The organism is Flavobacterium sp. 102, from assembly GCF_003634615.1.
In the GTDB taxonomy this organism is placed as follows: Bacteria; Bacteroidota; Bacteroidia; order Flavobacteriales; family Flavobacteriaceae; genus Flavobacterium.
On sequence record NZ_RBKX01000001.1, the window covers coordinates 3667315 to 3691101 of the forward strand.

Genomic DNA, 23787 nt, shown 5'->3' on the forward strand with positions numbered 1-23787 from the left:
ATGAAATTACTATTCGAGACATTCCTTATAGCTCACGGATTACTACATTTGCCGGCGTTTATACGAAGTTTTTTTGGTGAACCAACTCCTAAGGCCAGAGAAACTGCTTCGAAAGGGTTGGGGATTTTATGGCTTACCGCTTCTTTGCTCTTTTTTTGTACAGCAGGCCTGCTTCACTATGATAATGATTATTGGTGGACGGTGGCAGTTCCGGCTATTACCATATCTCAATTGGACATCATAACCCGCTGGAAAGAAACCAAATCAGGTACTTTAGTAAATCTTGTTATAGCAGTGGTAACTTATACTGTTGCCCATAATTTATGGCAATTGCATCAAAATTAATCTGCTATGCTGCAGTCTGATTTTCTGTTTCTTGTGCAGTACGGTATTGTTGTGGTCTATTTTCACTGAGAAACCAAACCAAGAGTGCGAAGCTGAAAACATCGAGCAGTCCCATCATTACCATCACTGATAAATCACTTTCAATTCCTTTAAGGTATAAAACAGCAGTGAGGACAGCAATGGTAATATCCATCAAAATAAAGAACGTAAGTATTACCGGCGCAAAGAGTATACCAAGACGAGACTTTTTGAGAAGCAGGACGCCTGTGATAAAAACACCCGGTAAAAAAAGTGCCAAATCAATAACCTGGATACCATTGGTAAAGAGTCCGGTCTTCGCAAGACTTTGTGGTAAATTGCCTTTACTTAAAGCGGGAATTATCTCTGAAAGCCAAAGTGCGTAAAACAGTACGGCCATAATGAGAAAATAAATAGCTGTTGTTTTTGAGGCCAGTGTCTTACCGCTACTTTGCCAAATCAAATGCCAATGACTGACTATATAATAAACCAGCAGGTAAAAGGATAAACCCAATATTAAACAATAGGAAAGAAACAACTGATTGAAATGAATATCAAAACAGTAGATAGTAAAGGTATAAGCAAGATAAAGGAAAATTCCGGGTTTGACTAAGCTTGCCCAAGCCTTATCTTTTAATGAAAACCAAGCCGTACATAACAGGGAAGGAACAATGACCAATATATTAATCAAATCCTGACCCATAGCCTGCACCTGCCAATTTTTTGTCTCCAGTTTATAGAAATCATGGTGTAGTAAACTGACACAACCAGTAATGACTATACTAATGGAAAGCAATAACTCTACAATAAAAATCGTTGTTTTTTGCATATAAAATTCCTTTATGCTACAAAAATAAGAAGCCTATCCCAATAAAATCCTGATTACTATCATATCCTGCTGTGACCACTGTCATCATTGTTCACAGAAAACCATCCTACCTTTGGTAAAGAAATAAGTTCATTAGATAGTATCAAGAACATGGTCAAGGTCATTATAGATAGGTGCTTGTCAGAGGCAATTGTACAGCTGGGGTTCCAGAAGGAAAAACAGAACGTTTTTGCCGGAAATGAAGTATAGTTTTTGCAGTCGCCATTGCTGCCGCTCTTTAGGGGCGCAATTCAGTAACCAGAAATGAATTATCGTTTCTCACAAGCATCATGCAGAAGTCCCGGTCTCACTATCGGGACTTTTGTTTTTTAGACTGTCAATGTTATACCAATTCAGTCTGGACTATTGGCAACCAATATCCAGATTAAAAAGATAACATGATTAATTGTCAATCGTTTATCAAAAGAAAATGAAGAACTCCTACAGCCTTATTTTTTGTTTATTACTGTTAGAAATACTTTCGGTTTGTACTGTGGGATGTCAGCAAAAACAAAAAGCACAAACAGAAATCAGTCCCAAAAAAATCATTACTCCTCTTGAAACAGTCGGCAGCATTATTGATACCGCCGATTATGACCAGAGAATGTGGGCATTGAATAATAACGGAACTTTTGAAAATCGGAAAAATAAAACACCCTATCCATTGCCGGGTGCTGTACTTCCTTATAAAAGAGTGGTAGCCTTTTATGGTAATTTGTATTGTAAAAGGATGGGGATACTTGGCGAACTCCCCAAAAATCAAATGCTTAATAAGCTTTTGGAAATGACCGAGCAATGGAAGTTGGCTGATTCTACCTTGCCAACCGTTCCTGCATTACATTATATTGCCATTACCGCACAACGCCAACCCGGAAAAAACAATAAGTATAGACTTAGAATGCCTTTTAAGCAAATTGACACTATTGTAGCTTGGGCTAACTCTATTAATGGTATTGTTTTTTTAGATGTACAGGTAGGTCAGAGTTCTGTAAAAGAAGAAGTGAATACTTTAACCAAATACTTAAAACTTCCGAATGTGCATTTGGCCATTGATCCTGAATTTGCGATGAAAGAAGGGGAAATTCCAGGTACTAAAATTGGCACTTTGTCTTCACATACAATTAATGAGGCCATTTCTATTCTTGCTCATCTTGTGAAAGAAAATAACTTACCTCCAAAAATACTTGTAATACATCGTTTTACCAAAGCTATGGTTACTGACTATCAAAATATAAAACCCTGCCCTGAGGTGCAAATCGTTATGAATATGGACGGTTTTGGCAACAAAGCCCTAAAGCGATCATCCTACCGAATAGCCATTTACCGGGAACCCGTTCAGTTTACCGGTTTCAAATTGTTTTTTAAAAATGACACCCGAGACAAACAGCGGTTGTATACCCCTGAAGAGCTATTGTTGTTTAGTCCAAAGCCTATCTATATTCAATACCAATAAACCCTACTGTCTTATTATTAAAGTACCAATGATTACAATACTAAGTCAAAATTGTTTTCACCACATTTAAGTTACTTTTAGGCAACCTTCTTTCTAATTGAACAACGTTTAAGTCAATACGCTACAAAAGTTTTCTACAGAGAAAACAAAATCCACCGCTATTTTGACCCGTCAGTATAATTGCAGTCTATAAAGACTGACCAGTATCATACTTCACTGTGATTTATATCATTCTCCTTTACTGACTGTTTTTGGAACTTTGAAATAGAAATACTGCTTGAGTGTATTTGTGCATGATGGGCAGTAAATAACTCTGTACTCAATATCAACATTATGAAAAATAAATATTACATCCTGTTTGCCTTTCTTATTGTACTCACAACTTCCTGCAGTTCTACCCAAATTACCAGCAGTTGGCGGGATCCTGATAAACAAATTCATGCCGGCGATTGGAAAAAAGTACTTGTCGTTGCCTTATTGCGAAATGAAACCAATCGCCGCCGTGCCGAAGATGAAATGGTAAAATACCTTCATGGAAAAGGCATTACCTCGTACAGTTATTTGGGAGAAAACTTCAACCCAAAAAATGAAGAGGCACTCCGAAATAAAATTAAAGATGAAGGTTTTGACGCGGCCATTACTATGCGATTGATAGATGTGGAAAAAGAAAAAGTGTATACCCCCGAACAACATTATATGTATCCGATGTACTATCGCAATTACAGCCACTATTATTACAGAAGTTGGAGCTATTACAGCACTCCGGGTTACTATACCATTACCAAGAAGTTTATTATTGAAACGGTGATTTATTCTATTCCGGATGACCAAATAATATGGTCGGGCATCACTGAGACTTATGACCCTGCCGGAGTTGAAAAACTAACCGATGAAATTGCCCATGCTATCCATAAAAAGATGTTGGAAGAAGGGTTTATCGAGAAAAAATAATAACCTCTAAAAACAAATACTGTTAACCTCTAAAACCTAAAACGATGACCATTCTAAAAAAACTAAAGGGTAAGTCATTTCATAAAAATGGCAAAAAAACAACTTCAAAACCTAGGGCTAAGAAAAGCACCATGGTTAAAGACCATCCACTTATGACCAAAAATTGGCCAAAGAATGTAAAAATTGTATTTGAAGATGAATTTTTAAACAATGCTCTTCAAGTCCATAACATTCTAGAGTAACACATTTGTATATCCTAAAAAACATACCATTATGAAATCTGATGAAAATTTACAAAAAGACGTACAAGATGCGCTTAAATGGGAACCACAGTTGCGTGCTGCCGAAATTGGTGTCATTGCCAAAAACGGTATCGTAACCTTAACCGGTACCGTTGACAATTATTATAAAAAAAGCGAAGCTGAGAATGCCGCCAAAAAAGTGAGCGGTGTCAAGGCCATAGTTGAAAAAATTGAAATAAAAACTCCCGATTCTAAAAGCATTAATGATAACTATATTGCTGAAAAGATATTAAATGTTTTCAAATCTGATTTTTCTATTCCTGACGAAAAAATCAAACTAAAAGTAGAAAAAGGATGGGTAACGCTGGAAGGCAATGTCAACTGGAACTATCAAAAAGAGGCAGCCAAAAATGCAGTTATTGATTTGATGGGAGTACGTGGCGTAACTAATAATATCATGACACGCACAAATCGCAATGATGCGATAAAGAAAACTGCTATTGAAAAAGCAATACATAACAATGCCGCTTTAGAGCATGACCATATAGAAGTATCGGTTAACAATAATGATGTGAAACTCTCCGGTTTGGTCGCTTCTTTCTTTGAAAAAGAAGAAGCAGAACGAATAGCTTGGAAAACGCCGGGTGTTTGGTCTGTTGACAATGAAATCGGGGTAGATTCCTTTTAAAATAAAATCAAAAAATTTAAATACTCGTATTATGAAAACAAATGAAGTATTACAAAAAAATGTACAGGAAGCCATAGCTTTGGAACCATTACTGGAGGCAGCAGAAATTGGTGTTACTGTAAAAGACGGGATTGTTACCCTAACCGGAACCGTTGATAATTATGTAAAAAAATTAGAAGCTGAAAATGCAGCAAAAAAAGTAACCGGTGTAAAAGCAGTAGTCGAAAAAATTGAGATTGACTATAATCATTCCATCCGAACAGATGAAGATATTGCAGCAGAGGCCTTAGAAGCTCTCAAATGGAGTGTTTCGGTTCCAGACGACAAGCTTAAAATAATTGTCAGCCAAGGATGGGTTTACCTGCAAGGGGTTGTGGAGTGGAACTATCAAAAACATTCCGCAAAAAAAGCAGTAGAAACCATTCCCGGTGTAAAAGGGGTCATCAATTCTATCCAAATCAAATCAGCCGATTTTGACAAAATAGAAAAACAAGCCATAGAAAGTGCCATCCATAGAAATTCATCGCTTTATGATAAAGCTATTGAGGTAGCAGTTACAGGTAGTGTCGTTACATTGACAGGGACAGTAAGTGCCTACTTTCAAAAAGAGGAAGCCGAAAGAATTGCATGGAATTCTCCAGGGGTATGGACTGTGAACAATCTATTGGCAGTTCACCAACTACTCCCTCAATCGGTATCCTAAATCTAATATACTAATTAGGCAAATTGAATAAAGGATTATTGGATTAATCTATCAATGCCATTGTAAAATAAAAAATCGCACACTATGAACAAAATATTAGTAGCCGTAGATTTCTCGGCTAATTCGAGAAAAACTATACGTTTTGCCATTCAAATGGCCTCGCAGTCTAAAGCAGAAATAATTTTTTTCCATCTGGTGGGTCTCCTAGCTCCTACTTCAGATGCTACCTGGGATTATACTTATTACATTCAATTTCAGGAGGAAGAATTGCAGCGGAGTAAAAACCATTTGGTCAAATTAATTAAAGAGGTTTATAATTCTAAATTACCATCGGGGGTAAAATACACTTGTGTTTGTCAATCAGGGAATGATATTGCAGACCAGATTATTTCATATGCTCAAAAACACAAGATTGATTTTATTTGCACCGGAGCAAGAGGGACGGGTGTAATGGCTAAACTATTTGGCACTGTTGCCCAACACTTAATTACTGATTCTCCTATTCCTGTTTTTGTCATTCCAAAAAATTACCGATTAAAACCTCTAACTGATTTATGCTATGCCTCTGATATGGAAAACCCTGAAGTTGAAATAAAAAAAGTGCTGGCATTAGCCACATCGTTAAGAGCCTCCGTTAAGGTACTTCATTTTGATTATGAAATAGGCTTACATGAAAATCAGGATAAATTAACGGCTATAGCTCAAAAATATGAAACCAAAAACATCAAGTTTCACTATAAAAAATTAGATGCCATTTATCCTTTACAAGATCATCTGAAAAGAGCCATTGCTTTATTTAAGCCTTCACTGGTAGTACTTTTTACGAAACAAAACAGAAAATGGTTTGACCGTTTGCTGCTTTCCAGCAAGTCGGCCGAGTTTTCATTCACTACTAAAGTACCGTTATTAGTATACCGAAAAATCAGACTATAAACCAACCCATTTCCAGCCATGAAAATATTTGTTTACAGTACGCATCGCTTTGAAAAACCTTTTTTGCAAAAGGCAGCCAATGATAACCACGAACTTATCTTTTCGGCTTTTGCCTTAGAGGCTGATACTGCAAAACTGGCCAATGGATGTAAAGCCATCATCGCATTCACCTCGGATGATTTGTCTGCGGATGTGCTAGACGACTTGTATTATCATGGTATTCGGTTTATTGCTTTGCGATCAGTAGGCTTTGATCATGTTGATTTGTTAAAAGCTAAGCAATTGGGTATTAAAGTTGCAAATGTCCCCAACTATTCTCCGTATTCTACAGCGGAACACGCAGTAGCACTACTATTAGCCTTAAACCGAAAACTTATGGTTGGTCAAAAATTAATGAAGCGCAATGATTTTTCACTCGATGAACTTATCGGTTTTGACATGTACCAAAAAACAATCGGAATTGTAGGTGTTGGTAAAATTGGTGGTGCATTTGCCAAAATAATGAGTGGTTTTGGCTGTCGTTTATTAGGTTACGACCCTATTGAAAACAAAGGATTAGCCTTAAAAACCGGTTTGGTCTATACCACATTGGAGGAAGTTTGCCAGCAAGCGGATGTGGTTTCGATTCATTGTCCGTTGACACCGGAAACAAGGTATATGTTCAACAAGGTACTTTTTGCTCAAATGAAAAAAGGTGTTTTACTAATCAATACGGCTCGAGGCAGTATTGTTAACACCATTGATTTATTGGCCGCTTTAGACAACAAAACCATAGCCGGAGCCGGTTTAGATGTTTATGAAAATGAAAAAGGCATTTTTTTCAGGAATCATCTCAATACAATTATTATTGATCAACTTTTTGATAAGCTACGCAACAATCAAAATGTTATCATCACCGGTCATCAAGCGTTCCTGACCCAGGAGGCTTTGACTGATATAGCGACAACTACCTTTTACAACCTTAACCAATGGGAAAAAGGAAAGTCCAGCACTAACGAAATATAACAAAAGTATAAACCTAACATCTTGGCCCTCTATTTTAAAAACAGTTTTAGTCTCGTAGGCAATATTGCCGCTTTCTCTTCCCGCTATTTTAAAGAAATTTTTAAATCGGGGTTTGAGTTCAGGGAGTTTATACGCCAATGTTACACCATTGGCTACAAATCTTTACCCTTGGTAACCATAACCGGTTTTATTATGGGTTTGGTGCTGACGATACAATCACGGCCAGCCATGGCCAAGTTTGGTGCAGAGTCTTGGATACCCGGAATGGTTTCCCTTTCTCTAATCAGAGAGATTGCTCCGGTAATAACCGCATTGATTTGTGCCGGCAGAATATCCTCGGGTATTGGAGCTGAATTGGGTTCGATGAAAGTGACCGAGCAGATTGATGCCATGGAAGTTTCTGCTATCAACCCATACAGATACTTGGTAGTTACTCGAACAACTGCTACTACTTTAATGATACCCATTTTGGTGATGTATGCTGATTTGATTGGGATTATGGGAGGCTATATAGGTGTAAACATGCACGGCGAAGTTAATATCGTTCGGTATTTTTCTCAGGTGTTTGAATCTTTGGAATATGTAGATCTTATACCCGCCACCATAAAAACTTTCTTTTTTGGTTTTTTTATCGGGATTATTGGTTGTTATGAGGGATTTAATGCTGCAAGCGGAACTGCGAGCGTGGGAAAAGCAGCCAATTCTGCCGTGGTTTCCGCCTCACTTAGCATCTTCATTATTGATATGATAGCAGTGCAAATAACTGATTTGCTTTTTTGATTTATCATGGAAACTACTGAGAACATCTCCGACAAATCGAATAACTGGGCTACAGGCAATCCTTTAATAACATTTAAAGATGTTTATAAATTTTATGGCGACAACAAAGTCTTGAATGGTATTAATTTTTCAGTTCATAAAGGAGAAAATCTGGTCATATTGGGTAGATCAGGTTCAGGGAAATCGGTTGCTGTTAAATGTTTGGTTGGCTTAACCAAGGTTGATAAAGGAGTAATAACCGTTATGGGGAAAGATATCACAAAGCTTGATGAGCAAGCCCTTAATCAAATCCGATTGAAAATAGGCTTTCTATTTCAAAACGGAGCCTTATATGACTCCATGACTGTTAAGCAGAATTTGGCTTTTACTTTACAGCACAACAATAAAAAACTTAGCGAGCCTGAGGTAGAATCGGCTATACTGGAGGCATTGAACAATGTTGGTCTGGCAGAAGCCATAGATAAAATGCCTGCCGAATTATCGGGTGGTATGCGAAAAAGAATAGGTTTGGCCAGGGCTTTAATCATCAAGCCGGAAATTATAATTTATGATGAGCCAACGGCAGGTTTAGATACGATAACCGCTCGTGAAATCATTGAATTGATTCGCAATATCAAACAAAACTATAATGCCACTTCTATCATTATCACACACGATTTAACCTGCGCCAAATATACCGGTGACAGAATTATTGTTTTAAAAGACGGTATCATCAAAGCCGAGGGCAGTTTTAGTGATATTGAAAATAATGCAGACGATTGGGTAAAATCATTTTTTGAGAAATAATTATAATAATCATGAGCAACGAAACATCAAACAATTGGAAATTAGGCGCTTTTTTTTCCATGGGCATACTGCTGTTTGTAGTGGCTATCTATTTTATTGGTATTAATAGAAACTTATTTGGTTCCAACTTCGTATTGCGTTCCGAATTTAAAAATGTCAGCGGTCTGAAACAAGGCAGCAATGTGCGGCTTTCCGGAATTAACATTGGTACCGTTAACAAGATTGTTTTTATTTCAGATTCGTTGGTACTAGTGAAATTGCTAATCAGGAAAGATGTTCAGCAATACATCAAAACCGATGCTATTGCCAGTATCGGATCAGATGGGTTGGTTGGTGATAAAGTACTTATTATTTCACCAGGCAATAGTTCCAATACGCCGGTAAAAAACAATGATATCATTGCTTCTTTCAAAACAATTGAAATAGAAGACATCCTTTCCAGTGTTAAAAAAAGTGCTGATAATACCAAAATAATTACGGATAAACTTATCGAATTCAGTAATAAAATGAATGATAAAAATGGGCTGTTGGCTAAAATAATGACCAACAAAGATTTTGCTGTAAGAATTGACAATACCATAACCAATCTTCAAATCAGCGCCAAAGAAATTGCTCAATTTGCTCCTACCTTGAATAATAAAAATGGCATTGCCTCTAAAATTTTTACGGATAAAGAATGGGCCAACCGTATAGAGAACAGCCTTTCTGCTCTGCAAAACAGTTCCAATGACATTGCTCTTTTTACGGCCCAATTAAACGACAAAAACAATATCCTTTCCCAAATGCTTTCCAATGACACTATAGCACTGGCTTTGGAGAAAACGCTTTACAACCTGGAAAGCAGTTCGGCTGATTTAGTGAAATTCACTTCAAAAATCAACAATGATGAAAACGTTTTATCAAAACTCATTAACAATCCAAAACTGGGAAAATCGGTCGATTCCACCTTAATTAACCTTGAAAAGAGGGTTCAAGAATTAAAGGAGCTCGAGGAAGCCGCTAAGAGTAATTTTTTATTAAGAGGCTATTTTAATAAAAAGAAAAAAGAAGCCAAAAAGCAAAATGAATAAATATACACAATCACTAAAACCTAAAAACCATGAATGTAACAAAAAAAATCGGAATTTGGATGGATTATACCTCGGCACATGTTATGTCATTTTCGGAACAACCGAAAGAGATTGCCGTTATAGAATCCACATTTGAATCCAAACTTAAATCCAAAGAAAAAGAAAAAGGAGAAAAGCATCTGCACTCACTGGCAAGACAATGCAAAACCGACTATTTTAAAAAAATAGCCTCAATTATTTTACAGTATGATAAAGTATTGCTTTTTGGCCCTACCAATGCCAAAGCAGAATTGTTTAATCTATTGTCTGAAGACCATCATTTCTTTAAAATCAAAACCTATTTAAAAGAGACCGGAAAAATGACGTTAAAACAAAGGAATAAAGTCATACACGAGCATTTTGCCAGTCCGATGTATAAATAGGCTACACTACCATAAAGTTTCTGAAAGATATCTGGGAAAGGAAAGGGTAAAAACCGTTCCTTTTCTTTCCCGGCTGTTGAAACTTATGGAACCTTCCAATAAGGCAATATAATTCTTTACAATGGCCAATCCTAAACCGGTACCCTGAATATTTTTGGCATTACTGGCGCGATAAAACTCTGAAAACAGTTTCTTTTGGTCTTTAAACGGGATGCCAATTCCATGATCCTGAATACTTATGGTTACCGTACTTTCATTTACTTGGGATTCAATTTGAATTTCTTTTCCATGTTCAGAGTATTTGCTGGCATTTGACAATAGATTCAACAAAATATTTTTAAGTATTTTAGACGACTGGTTGATATAGGATTCGCCGGTATGCGAATAGTGAATACTTTGGTCATTCAGTTTGGCTAAAGCTTCTATTTCGCTAATGGTTTCAGTTATAAAATCGGGTAAATTAAATTCATTTACTTCAAAATCAATAAACCCTTTTCTCAGTTTTTCCAAGGTTAAGAAGTCATTTAATATAGCATTAAGGTGGTTAACCAAACCCGAAATTCTGTCTAAATGTTTTGTAACCAGTTCTTGTTGATTGCTTTCAGTGTATTTTTTCAACAAGGAGGTACTGGACAAAATAGTTCCCAAAGGAGTTCTAAACTCATGCGAAGCAATCCCCAAAAAATTGGATTTCATTTCATTCAATTCTTTTTCTCTTGCGAGCGATTCGGTAAGTTCAAACGTACGTTGGGCCACTTTGGTCTCCAGTTCTTCCTGAAAGGCAATTTGAGAAGTCACATCTAACAAGATGGTTTGGGTTGTTGTTTTGGCCTCGTTTACTTTGACAAAAATGCTGGTCCAAAACAAACTTCCGTCTTTTCTTTTCATGTGTTGAATATTTCTCCGTTCACCATGCTCTATTAAGATAATCATATTATCCTCATACTCATTTGGATGTACATAATGATTGATTGGACTAAAGTTTTTTAATAAATCTTCTTTGGAATCATAGCCAAACAGTTCGACCCCGACATTATTGACAGCGGTTACTTTAGAGGTCGCTACATCCATAGTTAATATCGCTACCAACGCATTCGAAAAAATATCCCTGTATTGCTCTTCACTTTGTTTAAGGGCTTCCTCACTTAGTTTGCGCTCGGTAATATCTGAGCGAATGGCCAGGTATTTATAGGGTTTTCCCTTTTCATTGAGAAAGGGCACTATAGTAGTATCGACCCAATAAACAGTTCCGTCTTTTGCCTTATTTTTGATTTCCCCTTTCCAGATTGAGCCGCTACCGATAGTTTGCCAAAGATTATTAAAAAAGGATTTTTCATGATAGCCGGAATTAACGATGCGATGGTTTTGACCTATTAATTCTTCTTTAGTGTATTTTGAAATTTTACAGAAATTATCATTGGCATATTGTATGGTTCCTTTCTCATCGGTTATAGCCACTATATCGGCAGCATCTAAAGCCACTTTATAATCTAAAATATCTTTGGCCAAATGGCCCGATTCAATGCTTTGCTTGATTATTGTTTGCTCTAATTTTTGATTCAGTTGTTCTATTTTCTGGGAGCGATGGAAAAGCTCTGATTTTAAAGCGTCTATCTTTTCATTTAAAGTAGCAGGCTTATCCTTATCAGAAGTATATATTTTTTCCAGTTCAACAAATTCGGTTACTTCTTTAATGCTGTGAAAAATATATTGGATTTCATTTTCATTATTGAGAATAGGTTTATTTATCGGATTCCAGTATTTTTCTTCGAAAACACCTGCAGTATTTTGAACGTCAAGCCTTATTACCGGCATGATATGTGTGATCTTGTTTTGTAGTACATACTCCAACGAAGCTCTGATTTGGGTCACTATACCGGACTTTCTATCGTTTGGATTATTGGGAAAAACATCAAAAAAATTATCTCCTACCTTTGCCTCTTTTCTGATAAGATTGGCTGCGGTGTAAGCATCACTCATGGCCAATAGGGTTAAGTTGGGAGAAAGTGCTAAAAATAATCCGGGCGCCCCTTCAAATAAGGCTTTGAAATCAATTGGTTGTTGATGAATCATTGCTTGTTTCATAAATTACTATTAAAAGTAGTTTAAATTACTTTATTTCAATCCGTAAACATTGAGATTCTTTGAGTTTTTTTTGCCAATGACATCCTATCATTTAAAATAATTTATTAGCCACATCAGGGTATAACCGCAGAGATTTACTTTTTACTTCGAACAAAACATAATAGACAACAGTACTGATTACAGCCGCAAAAAAACACCACACAGAAATAAGATAATTGTTATAATACATTTTAGTAACCAAATAAGAAATCAAAATCGCCAATCCCAATAACCACATTCTTTTAAAATGTGAAAAAAAAGGCGGTAAAATGGTTACCAACACATAGAAATAACCTCCTATCCCCTTAAAAAGATCGGGGTAGGTTTGTAAATAAGTGATATGATAACCGTCGATTTCTGCTTTAACCCCATAAGTTATAAAGTACCACATCAAACTCAAAGAAACGATTAGTCCCAGTCCTGTAAAATAAGACAGTAATTGTCTTGCTGTTCGATTAATCTCCATTTGTTGTATTGACAAAGGCACCCAAATGGGCCAAACGATTTGAGCAATAATAATAAAAACCGCTGTACAAACTTTTTCGAGTTGGGCATGGCTTGAATTGGATAGCGTAATCCATAAAAAACCTTCAGCAAATTGCTGTACCGCAAATAATAAAGGGATAACGGCAAAAAGGCGCTCATTTGGTTTGGTTGCTTTTTTAAAAGAGGCAATCCCTATTACGGTAAGTACCGCACCTGCAGTAAAACTGACAGTAGCTGAAAAACACATAAGTTCTATATTAAAATTAATTAATCCTTGAAACATTTAAGCAATCATGCATACTGTTATATTTTCTGCCAACTGCAATAAAATTACGGGAGCTAGGCTCCCGTAATTTTATTCAACAAAGTCATATTTATAATCAATTACCAGATTGTTGTCTACAAACCACACTCCGGGAGTCTTCCATGCTATTTTTTCTGCCTCTTCTTTTTGATACAATGAAGTGACCGTTCCATCTAGGGTGACTTTATTGCTTTGAACAGTAACCCTAATATCATCTGCATTTATAGCCCAGTGGCGGTGCAAAGCATTTTCGATAACCTTTTTCTCAAGCTCACTTTTATGCGCCGATTTTATGGTAATGTGGTTAAATACTCCTTTAACACCCGGGATATTCTCAATAGCATGCTTGGCAGCTTCTTTCTGATAATTCCAGTTTACCTCTCCATTAAGTGTTATCCAAGCATCGTCCACTTCAATGGTTATCTTGTCATCGGGAACATTCCAATGGTTTTGCAGTGATTTCAACACATTGGCTGCAATTTCTTCATCTGGTTTGATTGCGGAATAAGGGTAATTAATGTCAATTTTTTCTACAACTGCCTTAACACCCGCTACCTCTTTGGCAGCAGCTTCAGCAGCAATTTTCTTATTATAAGCATTTACGGTTCCCGTTAAGGTTACAATTCCGTCATGTACTATAACGCCAATCTCGGCGGCATGCAATTGTGGTTCCCATTTAAGGGCATCCATTACATCTTTCTGTAGTTGTTCGTTGCTTTTCATTTTAATACGATTTAATTGTTACTTAAAACTATTGGATAAGCCGACAGTTTCTTTGAAATTCATTGTAAATTTATTTCTCTTCAGCTGTTGAGATACTGATAGAAATCATTCAAAAAAATGATTTAAAACATGTTTACCTTAGGTTAATCTATACCAATACCCTCCCAAATAAGAATCCAAATACTTTTTTTTAAATATTAACAGTTGTTTGACGAGAGCCAAAAAAGTAAACAACTGTTTTATAACAATTTATATCATATTTATATATATTTGTTATAGCATATAATAAACAAAACACAAAATAGGGATTTTGCCTCATTCTCTATTTTAATTGCTTAACCAATAGTATTGTAATCCTTTCTATTATGAATAAGATACTCGTTATTGAAGACAATTTTGAAATGAGGGATAATATTACCGAAATCCTACAATTGTCAAACTATGAGGTCTATTCTGCAGCCAATGGCAGAAAAGGGGTAGAAATGGCATTGAAACATTTACCCGATGTGATTTTGTGTGACATTATGATGGATGAATTAGATGGCTATGGCGTGCTACTAATGTTAGGCAAACATCCTGAAACGAGTACCATTCCTTTTATATTTATAACGGCGAAAACCCAAAAACAAGATTTGCGAAAAGGGATGGAAATGGGTGCTGATGATTATCTGATGAAACCCTTTGATGATGTGGAATTATTAAATGCTATAGAAACCCGCTTAAAGAAAAGAGGGTTACAAAAAGATTTTTACAGCAAATCTATAGACCAAATGCAGGCGTTGGCTACCGCGACAAAAGGACTTCCTGAATTAAAAAAAATTATTGACGACCGAAAGTTGCGCATTGTTCGTAAAAAGCAGGTTCTTTATTATGAAGGAGACAAAGTAACCGGCATTTATTTAATCCATAAAGGAAAAATTAAAACTACAAAAATTGCAGATGATGACCGCGAACTTACTACCGGCATCTATGATATCGATCAATTTGTTGGTGCTAATATTCTATTTTCCAGCGAACATTATATAGACAATGCGACGGCACTCGAAGAATGCTCACTTAGTTTCTTCCCTATACAGGAACTCGAAAAACTAATCAGTCAGTATCCTGATGTAGCCGGTAAATTTATCAAGATACTGTCTAATGAAGTTGGTGATAAAGAAGAGCAATTGCTACAAATGGCCTATTCTTCTGTTCGCAAAAGAATTGCCGAATCTTTGTTGAGTTATCACAAACAACACTGTACTAATGGGGAAAGCATCAATCTAACTCGTTATGAAATAGCCAATTTATCAGGAACAGCTCCTGAAACGGTCAGTCGTACTTTAACTGATTTTGAAAACGAAGGGCTTATTGATAAAAACCGCAATGAGTTGGTATTACTCAATCCACAAAAACTAAGCGGTTTAAGAAATTAAGCCACAAAACCTATCTTTTTTCTTTTTTTTGGTTATCAAACTCGTGATACAAATCAACAATTGTAATGATTTGCATCACCTATTATGCTGTTACTACGTTCTAAATTTGGCTTATTAAATTATTTGTTTAATTATAAATCAAATCAATATGACACTAGTAGCAACAAAAAAAAGAAACGGAAGATTGTTTCCTAAATTTATGGATGATTTCTTCAACAATGATCGATTTTTATTGGATTTCAACGGTGCATTTCCGGAAGTAAATTTCCAAAATGTTTTGCCAGAAGCCAATATCGTTGAAAACAAAAAAGAGTACCAAATTGAGTTAGCGGCACCCGGACTTGATAAAAAAGATTTCAATATTGAAATAAAAAACGGTATGTTAACCATTAGTGCCGAAAAAGAAGCCGAGACCAAAAGTGAAGATAAAAATTACCTCTCCAGAGAGTTTTCTTATAGTTCTCTTTATCGTTCTTTTGTTTTGCCCGACAACTTAGTAGCAGACAAAATTGATGCTAAGTATGAGAACGGTGTGTTAAAACTGAAACTACCCAAAAGTGAAGTCAGCATTGCTGAACCTGTTAAACACATCAAAGTGAACTAACTCAGGTTTACAACTGAAAACCCTGCCAAAGCAGGGTTTTTTTTGTTCCTATCCTAACTCATTTAATAAAAGCAGTCAGATTTGTTATCGACCTGTTTCATCTTCTTAAACAGTCCGGTGCATTTCAACAATAATTTGAGGTATTATAGTAATCTCAGGCTTCAGCATATTACTGATAATGCAGGATTTTGCCGAAACATCAAGTACTTTTAATCCTTTTCCACTATCGTGGCTATTACTAACCGTAATTGTGGGATGAATTGTAATCTGAATTGCGTTTAACTTTCCTTCGGTTCTCTCCAGGAATAAGGTGGCAGTACAATCAAAACGAATAAACTTCATTCTCATTTTCTCAGCTACAGCTAAAAAAGTAGTCATAAAACAGCTGCTTACCGCTCCCGCTAATAAATGTTCGGGAGACCATAAACCAGCGATTCCTTTTGCAAATTCAGGTGGTGTGGCGACTTCGATTACGTTATTTAAAACCGGAGAGCTGATTTCACCTACTCTGCTTTCTTTCCAGGTGGTTTTTACTTGATAGGACAATATATTTTCCATAACCGATAAATCATTTTAAAGATTAATGGTATTGCTGTTTGAGGTTCACAAGAACATCGAATACAATTGTCATTGCTCTATATGTGGCAATAGCAGTAAAGGCATAGTACTGCCCTTTTTGAGTTTTTCAGCAAGCTTTGCCGGCATTTTGTGACAAGCGCAGTTTTTGGCATGTTCAATGTGCCAAGCAAGCCTCTTTTCTTCTGTCGGTTTTTTTGGCATAGGATTCGCTTTATGCCATTCTTTGTTTAGTTTCATAATACGATATTTAAATTAGCTTTGGTACTTACTCTAAAGAAAAATGCGATTTCAATCATTGCCATAGTAAAAGAAATAATCCAAACTACACCTGCAAAATAAAATAAGGGATAAAAGAAGGAGAATATTAGTATCGGCACCAAAATAACTATCCACAATAATGCCTGATAAATCCACCTATTTCCTTTAAGTGCAACTGCAAGAAACAAGGCCGATAAACTGATAAAAAAATAAGTCAGTGCATCAATAGCAATTAGAAAGTCATAGCGATCAAACAAGCCGTTATAAGAGCCCAGATTTCCTTGCAACATGTCTTCAAAAGGCATGGCAAATTGCATAATATATAACATGACTATTTGACTACAATAAATTGTGGCAATACATAAGGCTATTAATGTCCATATTTTATTTTCTCTGCCCACACTATAATGCAGACTTACTACAATGAGTAAAAAAATTGGCGCCAATAAGAGCGGTGGCCAAAAAATCAATAGCGATTCTTTAATTCCTGAAATAAAATTCATATCCGTCAATGCTTGCAATAAACCGTAGACAAAAACTAATGCTATAGCTACAGCAGCTGACCAAAACCCAATTTTATGCGGTATATTTTTATTCATAATTTCTAATTTAGGAGCATAGTGTTTGTTATTCTTCTTTCTGAGTTTCACAAATAGATAAAACCGGGATTTCTGTATGAAAAGCCAAGGTTTTTGATAAACTGTAGTGAAATAACTTTTCAAAAAAGCCATAGTGATGTGTAGATAAGGTAATCCAATCTATTTTATGTAATTCGATAAAATCGGTTATGGTTCCTTCAACATCATTACTGGTTAAATGATAAAAGTTGACCTCACTTTTAGGTCTTATTTTTTTCCATTCGGTGCTAAACTTTCTGTCCTGTCCTTTATCAATCTCTGACACCTGGAGGACATCTACCTGTGCCCCGAATAACAGTGCCAAATTGTGCACCTTTCTAAGCATGTGGAGTTGTGACAAGTCATACTCCGTAAGGAAGAGAATTTTTTTAAGAGGTTTATAACTACACGTTTCCGGTATGGCTAAGACGGGAACCTTACTGTTGTTCATTATTTTTTGGGTTATAGTTCCCAAAAACACTTCTTTTAATCCGGTGGCTCCTTTAGTACCCATTACAATAAAATCAACCTTCTCTTCTTCAGCAACTTTTAGGATTGTTGTTTCGGTGTCTCCTTCTTTTAAAGCATGGCGAACTATTACGCGTCCTAATTGTTCTTTTTCGGCAATAGCTCTCAATTTAGGCACTTCATCTTTGAAGTTTTCAAACTGTTCCCATTCAGTAATTTCATAATGCTCCAAAATAAAATCTCGGTAATCAACATAGGGTATAGTCATAACATCATATACATGCAACGTTATGATTTCAGCACCCATTTTTTTGGCCAAATGCAAGGCAAATTGATAAGCATTTAAAGATGTTCCGGAAAAGTCAACAGGAAAGAGAATTTTTTTCATGACAGATGGTCTTAGGATTCCAGTCAAAACTAACCTAAATGAATCACTGAAATAGTGATACATATCAAGTGTTACTGTGATTAAAATCAAGTAAACCCATCCTAAAATTTAAGACTTTTGATTGAGTATCTATAATAAAACTAAATCATGAAATCTATCACTAAAAACAGTTCTTTACTACTTGTTCTCTTTATGTTAGCCTATACTTGTGCTAAAGAAGATTCCACCAGTGATACGGAAGAAATAATTATTGATAAAGACGAGGTGACTTTTGAGCATAAAAAAACCGTTGCTACTGCCACTGCTGAATGGAAAAAGTTTAACACTACTGCGGAAAAGTTATTGGCCATTACAGTTAGCAATTTAAAGTCATTATCCGTCATGAGGGAGAAAACCTTGATTGTTGATGAACAAGAATCTTTGTTCTTACTATACACACAAAGTAAAAATCAATACAATGAACTTAAAAGTCGTCTGACGAGAGAAAATCTCTCTTTTAAGAAAGATATCCATAATTATAACAATCAAACCGAATACAGATATCGGGTGTTTAAAAATCAGTTCCTTACCGACATCTTGGAATTAAATAACAATATGGAAGATATACTTGAGGAAATACAGGCAGGTCCGATGCTACCGTGATTAAAAAAAAGAGTGCAAAATTTAAAGGCTTAAACCTTTGGAATATAACAAACAGAAATAGACATGCCCGCCTTTTATAAGACCTACAAAAAAGAGATCGGTTTAACAATGGGTGTATTGCTTAGTATGGCATGCTTTATTTCCAATCCGTTTGAAGTTACTTACAAGGCCAATCAGGTTCTTGCCATTGCTATTCTAATGATTATTTGGTGGATTTTTGAGGCCATTCCTATGTCGATGGTGGCGTTGCTTCCGCTCCTTTTATTTCCTTTATTAAATATAATCCCTTTAAAAGAAATAGCTTATCATTATGCCGATCCTATTGTTTTTCTTTTTATGGGTGGCTTTTTCATTGCCATTGCCATTGAAAAATGGAATTTGAACAAAAGAATAGCCTTGAGTATCATTGGGATTACCGGCACTAATGGTAATAGTATTATACTCGGATTTATTATGGCAACAGGAGCACTAAGTTTGTGGTTGAGCAACACGGCTACAACCATGATGATGTTTCCGGTAGCCCTATCAGTCATTCAGCTGGTTAAAACCCATAATAAAGATGAAAAAAGCACCTCTAACTTTTCTTTGTCGCTCCTGTTTTCAATTGCCTATGCCTCTAACTTTGCTGTAGGGACTATCATTGCCACGCCTCCCAATGTAGCCTATGTTGGTTATATCAAAGACCGGTTTGGTTACACCATTAATTTTGTTGATTGGCTGCTTTTATTTATGCCACTAACTTTACTTTTGTTATTATTGCTTTATTGGTTTATTGTAAAGATTTTATATCCAAATAACATTAAGCACAGCAAAGAAGCAACCATTGCTATAAAGACTGCTCAAAAGGATTTAGGAAGTATTAGTGTGCCTGAAAAAAGAGTGTTGTTGCTATTTGCTATTACTGTATTCTTATGGATAACAAAAGATTTTCTTAACAAGGCTCAGGATTATTTGCTATTGGATGACACTAACATTAGTATGTTGGGTGCCCTCCTTTTGTTTTTAGTCCCTTCGGGGAATAAAGGCCGACGTTTTCCTGAAAGATTGATGGCATGGCCTGACGCTCGCCATATGGCATGGGATATTTTACTGCTTATTGGCGGAGGAATAGCATTGGCTAATGCTTTGGAGACTTCTCAATTGATACACCAATTCGGTTTTGGTCTGGCTGACTATACCAGCAACAATCTGTTTATAATCATATTAATGGTAACTGCGATTACTGTCTTTTTAAGTGAAATCATGAGTAATATTGCCATCGTACTTATTCTATCACCTATAGTGACTACGATGGCATTGGCATTAAATATCAATCCTCTGTTTTTGGGCATCCCAATGACTTTGAGCGCCAGTTGTGCCTGTATGCTTCCGATGGGAACCCCACCAAATGCTATTATTTTTGCTAAAGGTCATATAAAAATTGAGCATATGATTGTAACCGGGCTTTTCTTTAATATCATTTGCATTTTGCTCATCACTGTATTTTGCTGGTTCTTTTTGCCAAAAGTAATGGATTTTCCATTATAGAGTTAGTATCAATTTATTACAAAAGTGAGTGAATTAGAGTTATCGATGTTCAGCGACTGCTGCAAAAACGCTAAAGTTATTAAAAGTTTTTACCAGTCTTAAAAACAGTAATCATGAATAATGAGTCAGTTGTGCTCTTTGAGTCATTGACATCTGATTGTTATCGGGATTGACTGACAGTATGTGGACGATTGGGTTCTGCAATAATGAGGGTTTTCGACCCTACGGCATCCCGATAGCTATCGGGACAGGATAAACTAGCTCAGTGCAGGTTAAGCTTAGGGTGACCCCGCTCCCGCACGAATCCTTTCGTGTGGCTTCTAAAATACCAACCCACAGCTGACCGGTTCCCAAAACCTGTCAAGTGTACTATTTTCTCCAAAAACCAACTTTCCAGCATTTCCAAGCCTTCCCAGCCCGCAAACGAGCTTCGGACTCTCGAGAAAAGACTTCGGACTTACGAGAACAGTCATCGGAGGCATACGAACACACTTCGGACTTCTACAAACGGGCTTCGGAAGGCTTCAACTGGTTATCGGACGGTTTCAAACGAGCTTCGGAGGGTTAAGAAGGGTCTGCTGACGGCGACAAAAGCCCTTCCCTTCGACTGTCGCTCAGGGTGACAAATTGTGCAGTTGGATTGTTTTTAGTTTTGAAAGAGACTTATTTTCAAAAACAATTGTTTATATCATTTTCTTTTATATTTTTAACAAAATATTATAAATCTAAATCTTATCAAATGAAAAAAATCTTTTATTTAATGACTTTCTCTCTGCTATTCCTTGTTTCCTGTTCAAGTGATGAAAGCTCTTCTGAAAGTGCATCTTCAGACCTTTTATTAAAGCAAATCATCGAAGGTGATGTTTTGTTTGGAGGAACTGTAACAAATTATACGTATAACGGTAATAAGCTCGTTGAAATTAGACGTACCAACGATTCTGATGTCAATTCTCATATCTACACTTACACAGGAGATGTAATCACAAAAATTGAAAAGTTTGAAGTATACAACGCCGGAACAGTGGATGAGCAAACTGGACTTATTTCTACAGATGAGTTCCAGTACAATGCAAATAATCAATTGGTTCAATTTAAAACAACAACTCCAGATTCTGATGTGGAAAGAGTAACAACCTATGTTTACAATAGTGGCAATACAATTTCTCTTTCACAATATGAAAATTCTCCCGGTAATGCGCCCGAATTACTAAAAACGGGAACCATTACGTTACAAAATGGTGAAATCGCTCAGTTGCAAATCGTAAAAGAATTTGACTCGTATACCGACAATTACACTTACGACACAAAAAATAGTATATTTAAGAATGTTGTGGGATATGATAAACTGCTTCTTACTCATATTATCGGAAAACAAGGTAGCCTAACGTTCGTCGATACAATTGTAGGCGGTGTTTCAAACAATTTTGTAAATGGTGGTGAGTTCGAATACACCTATAACTCTGATAATTATCCTTTAACAGCAGAACAAAGCTGGTTTGGATCGGTACTGCACTCGTTCGAGTTTGTCTACTACTAGAATATTCTTTAAGATATGAAACAAACCCTTTAGAGCCTAAGCTCCTAAAGGGTTTTTTACTATATTACAAATTCTACGCTACCGCACAATTCCTTTCTTGTGGCTTCTAAAAATAAAACTTCACACCTGACAGCTTCCCAAAACCTGTCAGGTGTTCTATTCTCTCCAAAAACCAACTTTCCAGAATTTCCAAGCCTTCCCAGCTTAAGAACGAGCTTCGGAGGCTTACTGATGGTCTTTTAAATTCTTGTGGCAATTTTGAAATTGATTTTCGTTTTGCCACAGTTTTGTGGCAATTTTGAAAACAGTTTAAGAAATTGCCACAACTTTTTTTTTTAACGTTGACAAGCCCTTCGACTGCGCTCAGGGTGACAGATTGTGCAGTTGTATTGCTTTTGGTTTTAAAAAGAGAGTTTACTTTATTCTACCAAATGCTATTGATTCCGCTTATTGTCACCCTGAGCGCAGTCGAAGGGCCATACTGAGAACAGACAACCGACAACTTACAACCCACAACATATAACTTTTAACTCCTAATTCTTATCTTTACCAAAAAATTAAAACCATGCAACACATCATCGACCGCTTCATCAGCTACGTCACTATCGATACCGAATCAGATCCGAATTCAACAACAACACCAAGTACCAAAAAACAATTCGATTTAGCCAACAAACTAGTCGATGAACTCAAAGCCATCGGCATGACGCAAGTCACCATTGACAAACACGGTTATGTGATGGCGACTTTGGCTTCTAATGTGAAACACGCCGTACCAACGATTGGTTTTGTCTCTCACTTTGACACCACGCCTGATTTCACCGGGAGAGATGTTAAACCACAAGTCATTCCTAACTATGAGGGTGGCGATATCATTTTGAATGCAGAACAAAACATCGTTCTTTCGCCTAGTTATTTCAAAGATTTATTGCAATACAAAGGGCAAACGTTAATCACGACTAACGGATTAACTTTATTAGGCGCCGATGACAAAGCCGGAATTACTGAGATTGTAACCGCAATGGAATATTTAATCCAACATCCGGAAATCCAACACGGAAAAATCAGAGTATGTTTTACGCCTGACGAAGAAATTGGTCGCGGTGCCGATTTGTTTGACGTGAAGAAATTCGGTGCCGAATGGGCTTACACCATGGATGGCAGTCAGATTGGCGAATTGGAATATGAAAACTTCAATGCCGCGGGAGTGAAAATTACCTTTAAAGGAAAATCGGTTCACCCCGGTTATGCCAAAGGCAAAATGATCAACTCGATGTTAATCGCCAACGATTTCATCAACGAATTACCCAAAGGGGAAACACCGCAAGAGACGAAAGGTTACGAAGGATTCTTTCACGTGACCGGTTTAACAGGAAGCATTGAGGAAACCAAATTGGAACTCATCATTCGCGACCACGACATGAAGAAATTCTTGAAGCGAAAAGAATTGGTGCACAAAATCACGAAGAAATTCAATAAGGAATTTAAAAAGCAATTTGGGGAAGACATCGTCATCTGCGAAATCAAAGACCAATACTACAACATGAAGGAAAAGGTTGAACCGGTAATGTTTATTGTAGATTTGGCCGAAAAAGCGATGAAATCTTTAGGCATCAAACCTTTAATCAAACCGATTCGCGGTGGCACTGACGGTTGTCGTTTGTCGTATATGGGATTGCCTTGTCCGAACATTTTTGCCGGTGGTCACAACTTCCACGGAAAGTATGAATACGTTCCGGTAGAAAGCATGCAAAAAGCGGTAGAAGTGATTGTGAAAATTGCGGAATTAACGGCTACTACTGATTTTACTAAAAAAGAAAAGAAAGCAAAGAAGACAAAGAAGAAGTAATC

Annotated in this window: 26 protein-coding genes; 18 read left to right on the plus strand and 8 right to left on the minus strand. The window is 36.5% G+C overall.

What is annotated here, in order from left to right:
• Positions 1-345, plus strand: a complete 345-nt coding sequence (locus C8C84_RS16265) for a hypothetical protein (protein WP_121314728.1) — start codon at positions 1-3, stop codon at positions 343-345.
• 4 nt (positions 346-349) lie between these two features.
• Here C8C84_RS16265 and C8C84_RS16270 read toward each other — a convergent pair whose 3' ends face one another.
• Positions 350-1192, minus strand: a complete 843-nt coding sequence (locus tag C8C84_RS16270) for a hypothetical protein (RefSeq protein ID WP_121314730.1) — start codon at positions 1190-1192, stop codon at positions 350-352.
• Between the two features lie 469 nt (positions 1193-1661).
• On the opposite strand from C8C84_RS16270, the gene C8C84_RS16275 reads away from it, so the two are divergent.
• The 11 genes from C8C84_RS16275 to C8C84_RS16325 all read left to right on the plus strand — a co-directional run bounded on the left by C8C84_RS16275 (position 1662) and on the right by C8C84_RS16325 (position 10264).
• The gene (locus C8C84_RS16275) at positions 1662-2684 is read left to right on the plus strand and encodes a hypothetical protein (RefSeq protein ID WP_147406883.1); all 1023 of its coding nucleotides are present in this window, start codon (positions 1662-1664) and stop codon (positions 2682-2684) included.
• Positions 2685-3017: 333 nt separating this feature from the next.
• Positions 3018-3635: a hypothetical protein gene (locus C8C84_RS16280; protein WP_121314734.1), complete on the plus strand. Its 618-nt coding sequence runs from the start codon at positions 3018-3020 to the stop codon at positions 3633-3635.
• A 44-nt stretch (positions 3636-3679) separates the two neighbouring features.
• Positions 3680-3877, plus strand: a complete 198-nt coding sequence (locus tag C8C84_RS16285) for a hypothetical protein (protein ID WP_121314736.1) — start codon at positions 3680-3682, stop codon at positions 3875-3877.
• Positions 3878-3908: 31 nt separating this feature from the next.
• Positions 3909-4565 (plus strand): BON domain-containing protein, encoded by a 657-nt coding sequence (locus tag C8C84_RS16290; RefSeq protein WP_121314738.1) that lies wholly within the window; start codon positions 3909-3911, stop codon positions 4563-4565.
• 31 nt (positions 4566-4596) lie between these two features.
• A complete protein-coding gene (locus C8C84_RS16295; protein WP_121314739.1) occupies positions 4597-5268 on the plus strand; it encodes a BON domain-containing protein in 672 nt (223 codons plus the stop codon).
• An 84-nt stretch (positions 5269-5352) separates the two neighbouring features.
• On the plus strand, positions 5353-6201 hold the full coding sequence (locus C8C84_RS16300) for a universal stress protein (protein WP_121314741.1): 849 nt from the start codon (positions 5353-5355) through the stop codon (positions 6199-6201).
• Positions 6202-6219: 18 nt separating this feature from the next.
• Positions 6220-7206 carry a 2-hydroxyacid dehydrogenase gene (locus tag C8C84_RS16305; RefSeq protein WP_121314743.1) on the plus strand — a complete coding sequence of 329 codons (987 nt, stop codon included), beginning with the start codon at positions 6220-6222 and terminating at the stop codon, positions 7204-7206.
• A gap of 21 nt (positions 7207-7227) precedes the next feature.
• A complete protein-coding gene (locus C8C84_RS16310) occupies positions 7228-7986 on the plus strand; it encodes an ABC transporter permease (RefSeq protein ID WP_121314745.1) in 759 nt (252 codons plus the stop codon).
• A gap of 6 nt (positions 7987-7992) precedes the next feature.
• The gene (locus C8C84_RS16315; RefSeq protein ID WP_121314747.1) at positions 7993-8772 is read left to right on the plus strand and encodes an ABC transporter ATP-binding protein; all 780 of its coding nucleotides are present in this window, start codon (positions 7993-7995) and stop codon (positions 8770-8772) included.
• Between the two features lie 11 nt (positions 8773-8783).
• Positions 8784-9842 (plus strand): MlaD family protein, encoded by a 1059-nt coding sequence (locus C8C84_RS16320; RefSeq protein WP_121314749.1) that lies wholly within the window; start codon positions 8784-8786, stop codon positions 9840-9842.
• A 29-nt stretch (positions 9843-9871) separates the two neighbouring features.
• Positions 9872-10264, plus strand: coding sequence for a hypothetical protein (locus C8C84_RS16325; protein ID WP_121314750.1), 393 nt, complete (start codon positions 9872-9874; stop codon positions 10262-10264).
• A 6-nt stretch (positions 10265-10270) separates the two neighbouring features.
• Here C8C84_RS16325 and C8C84_RS16330 read toward each other — a convergent pair whose 3' ends face one another.
• The 3 genes from C8C84_RS16330 to C8C84_RS16340 all read right to left on the minus strand — a co-directional run bounded on the left by C8C84_RS16330 (position 10271) and on the right by C8C84_RS16340 (position 13901).
• Positions 10271-12349 carry a PAS domain-containing sensor histidine kinase gene (locus C8C84_RS16330; RefSeq protein WP_121314752.1) on the minus strand — a complete coding sequence of 693 codons (2079 nt, stop codon included), beginning with the start codon at positions 12347-12349 and terminating at the stop codon, positions 10271-10273.
• A gap of 91 nt (positions 12350-12440) precedes the next feature.
• Positions 12441-13121: a DUF6629 family protein gene (locus C8C84_RS16335; protein WP_147406884.1), complete on the minus strand. Its 681-nt coding sequence runs from the start codon at positions 13119-13121 to the stop codon at positions 12441-12443.
• Between the two features lie 108 nt (positions 13122-13229).
• Entirely contained in the window at positions 13230-13901 is a 672-nt protein-coding gene (locus tag C8C84_RS16340; protein ID WP_121314755.1) for a BON domain-containing protein, read from the minus strand.
• A 365-nt stretch (positions 13902-14266) separates the two neighbouring features.
• Between C8C84_RS16340 and C8C84_RS16345 the strand changes: the two genes are divergently transcribed.
• Together C8C84_RS16345 and C8C84_RS16350 are read left to right on the plus strand one after the other, a co-directional pair.
• The gene (locus tag C8C84_RS16345; RefSeq protein ID WP_121314756.1) at positions 14267-15316 is read left to right on the plus strand and encodes a response regulator; all 1050 of its coding nucleotides are present in this window, start codon (positions 14267-14269) and stop codon (positions 15314-15316) included.
• A 148-nt stretch (positions 15317-15464) separates the two neighbouring features.
• Positions 15465-15920 (plus strand): Hsp20/alpha crystallin family protein, encoded by a 456-nt coding sequence (locus tag C8C84_RS16350; protein WP_121314757.1) that lies wholly within the window; start codon positions 15465-15467, stop codon positions 15918-15920.
• Between the two features lie 105 nt (positions 15921-16025).
• On the opposite strand, the gene C8C84_RS16355 is transcribed toward C8C84_RS16350, so the two are convergent.
• The 4 genes from C8C84_RS16355 to C8C84_RS16370 all read right to left on the minus strand — a co-directional run bounded on the left by C8C84_RS16355 (position 16026) and on the right by C8C84_RS16370 (position 18230).
• Entirely contained in the window at positions 16026-16478 is a 453-nt protein-coding gene (locus tag C8C84_RS16355; protein WP_121314759.1) for an OsmC family protein, read from the minus strand.
• A 69-nt stretch (positions 16479-16547) separates the two neighbouring features.
• Positions 16548-16736, minus strand: coding sequence for a hypothetical protein (locus tag C8C84_RS16360; protein WP_121314761.1), 189 nt, complete (start codon positions 16734-16736; stop codon positions 16548-16550).
• A complete protein-coding gene (locus C8C84_RS16365) occupies positions 16733-17356 on the minus strand; it encodes a hypothetical protein (RefSeq protein ID WP_147406885.1) in 624 nt (207 codons plus the stop codon). Before C8C84_RS16365 ends, C8C84_RS16360 begins: the two co-directional genes overlap by 4 nt.
• Positions 17357-17384: 28 nt before the next feature.
• Complete coding sequence (locus C8C84_RS16370; RefSeq protein WP_158592591.1) at positions 17385-18230, minus strand: universal stress protein; 846 nt, start codon at positions 18228-18230, stop codon at positions 17385-17387.
• 147 nt (positions 18231-18377) lie between these two features.
• Between C8C84_RS16370 and C8C84_RS16375 the strand changes: the two genes are divergently transcribed.
• The 4 genes from C8C84_RS16375 (at position 18378) to pepT (ending at position 23785) form a co-directional block, all read left to right on the plus strand.
• A complete protein-coding gene (locus C8C84_RS16375; protein ID WP_121314766.1) occupies positions 18378-18872 on the plus strand; it encodes a hypothetical protein in 495 nt (164 codons plus the stop codon).
• Between the two features lie 63 nt (positions 18873-18935).
• Positions 18936-20399, plus strand: a complete 1464-nt coding sequence (locus tag C8C84_RS16380) for a DASS family sodium-coupled anion symporter (protein ID WP_121314768.1) — start codon at positions 18936-18938, stop codon at positions 20397-20399.
• Between the two features lie 739 nt (positions 20400-21138).
• Complete coding sequence (locus C8C84_RS16385; protein WP_121314769.1) at positions 21139-21936, plus strand: hypothetical protein; 798 nt, start codon at positions 21139-21141, stop codon at positions 21934-21936.
• Between the two features lie 565 nt (positions 21937-22501).
• Entirely contained in the window at positions 22502-23785 is a 1284-nt protein-coding gene (gene pepT / locus C8C84_RS16390; RefSeq protein WP_121314771.1) for a peptidase T, read from the plus strand.
• Positions 23786-23787 lie beyond the last annotated feature (2 nt).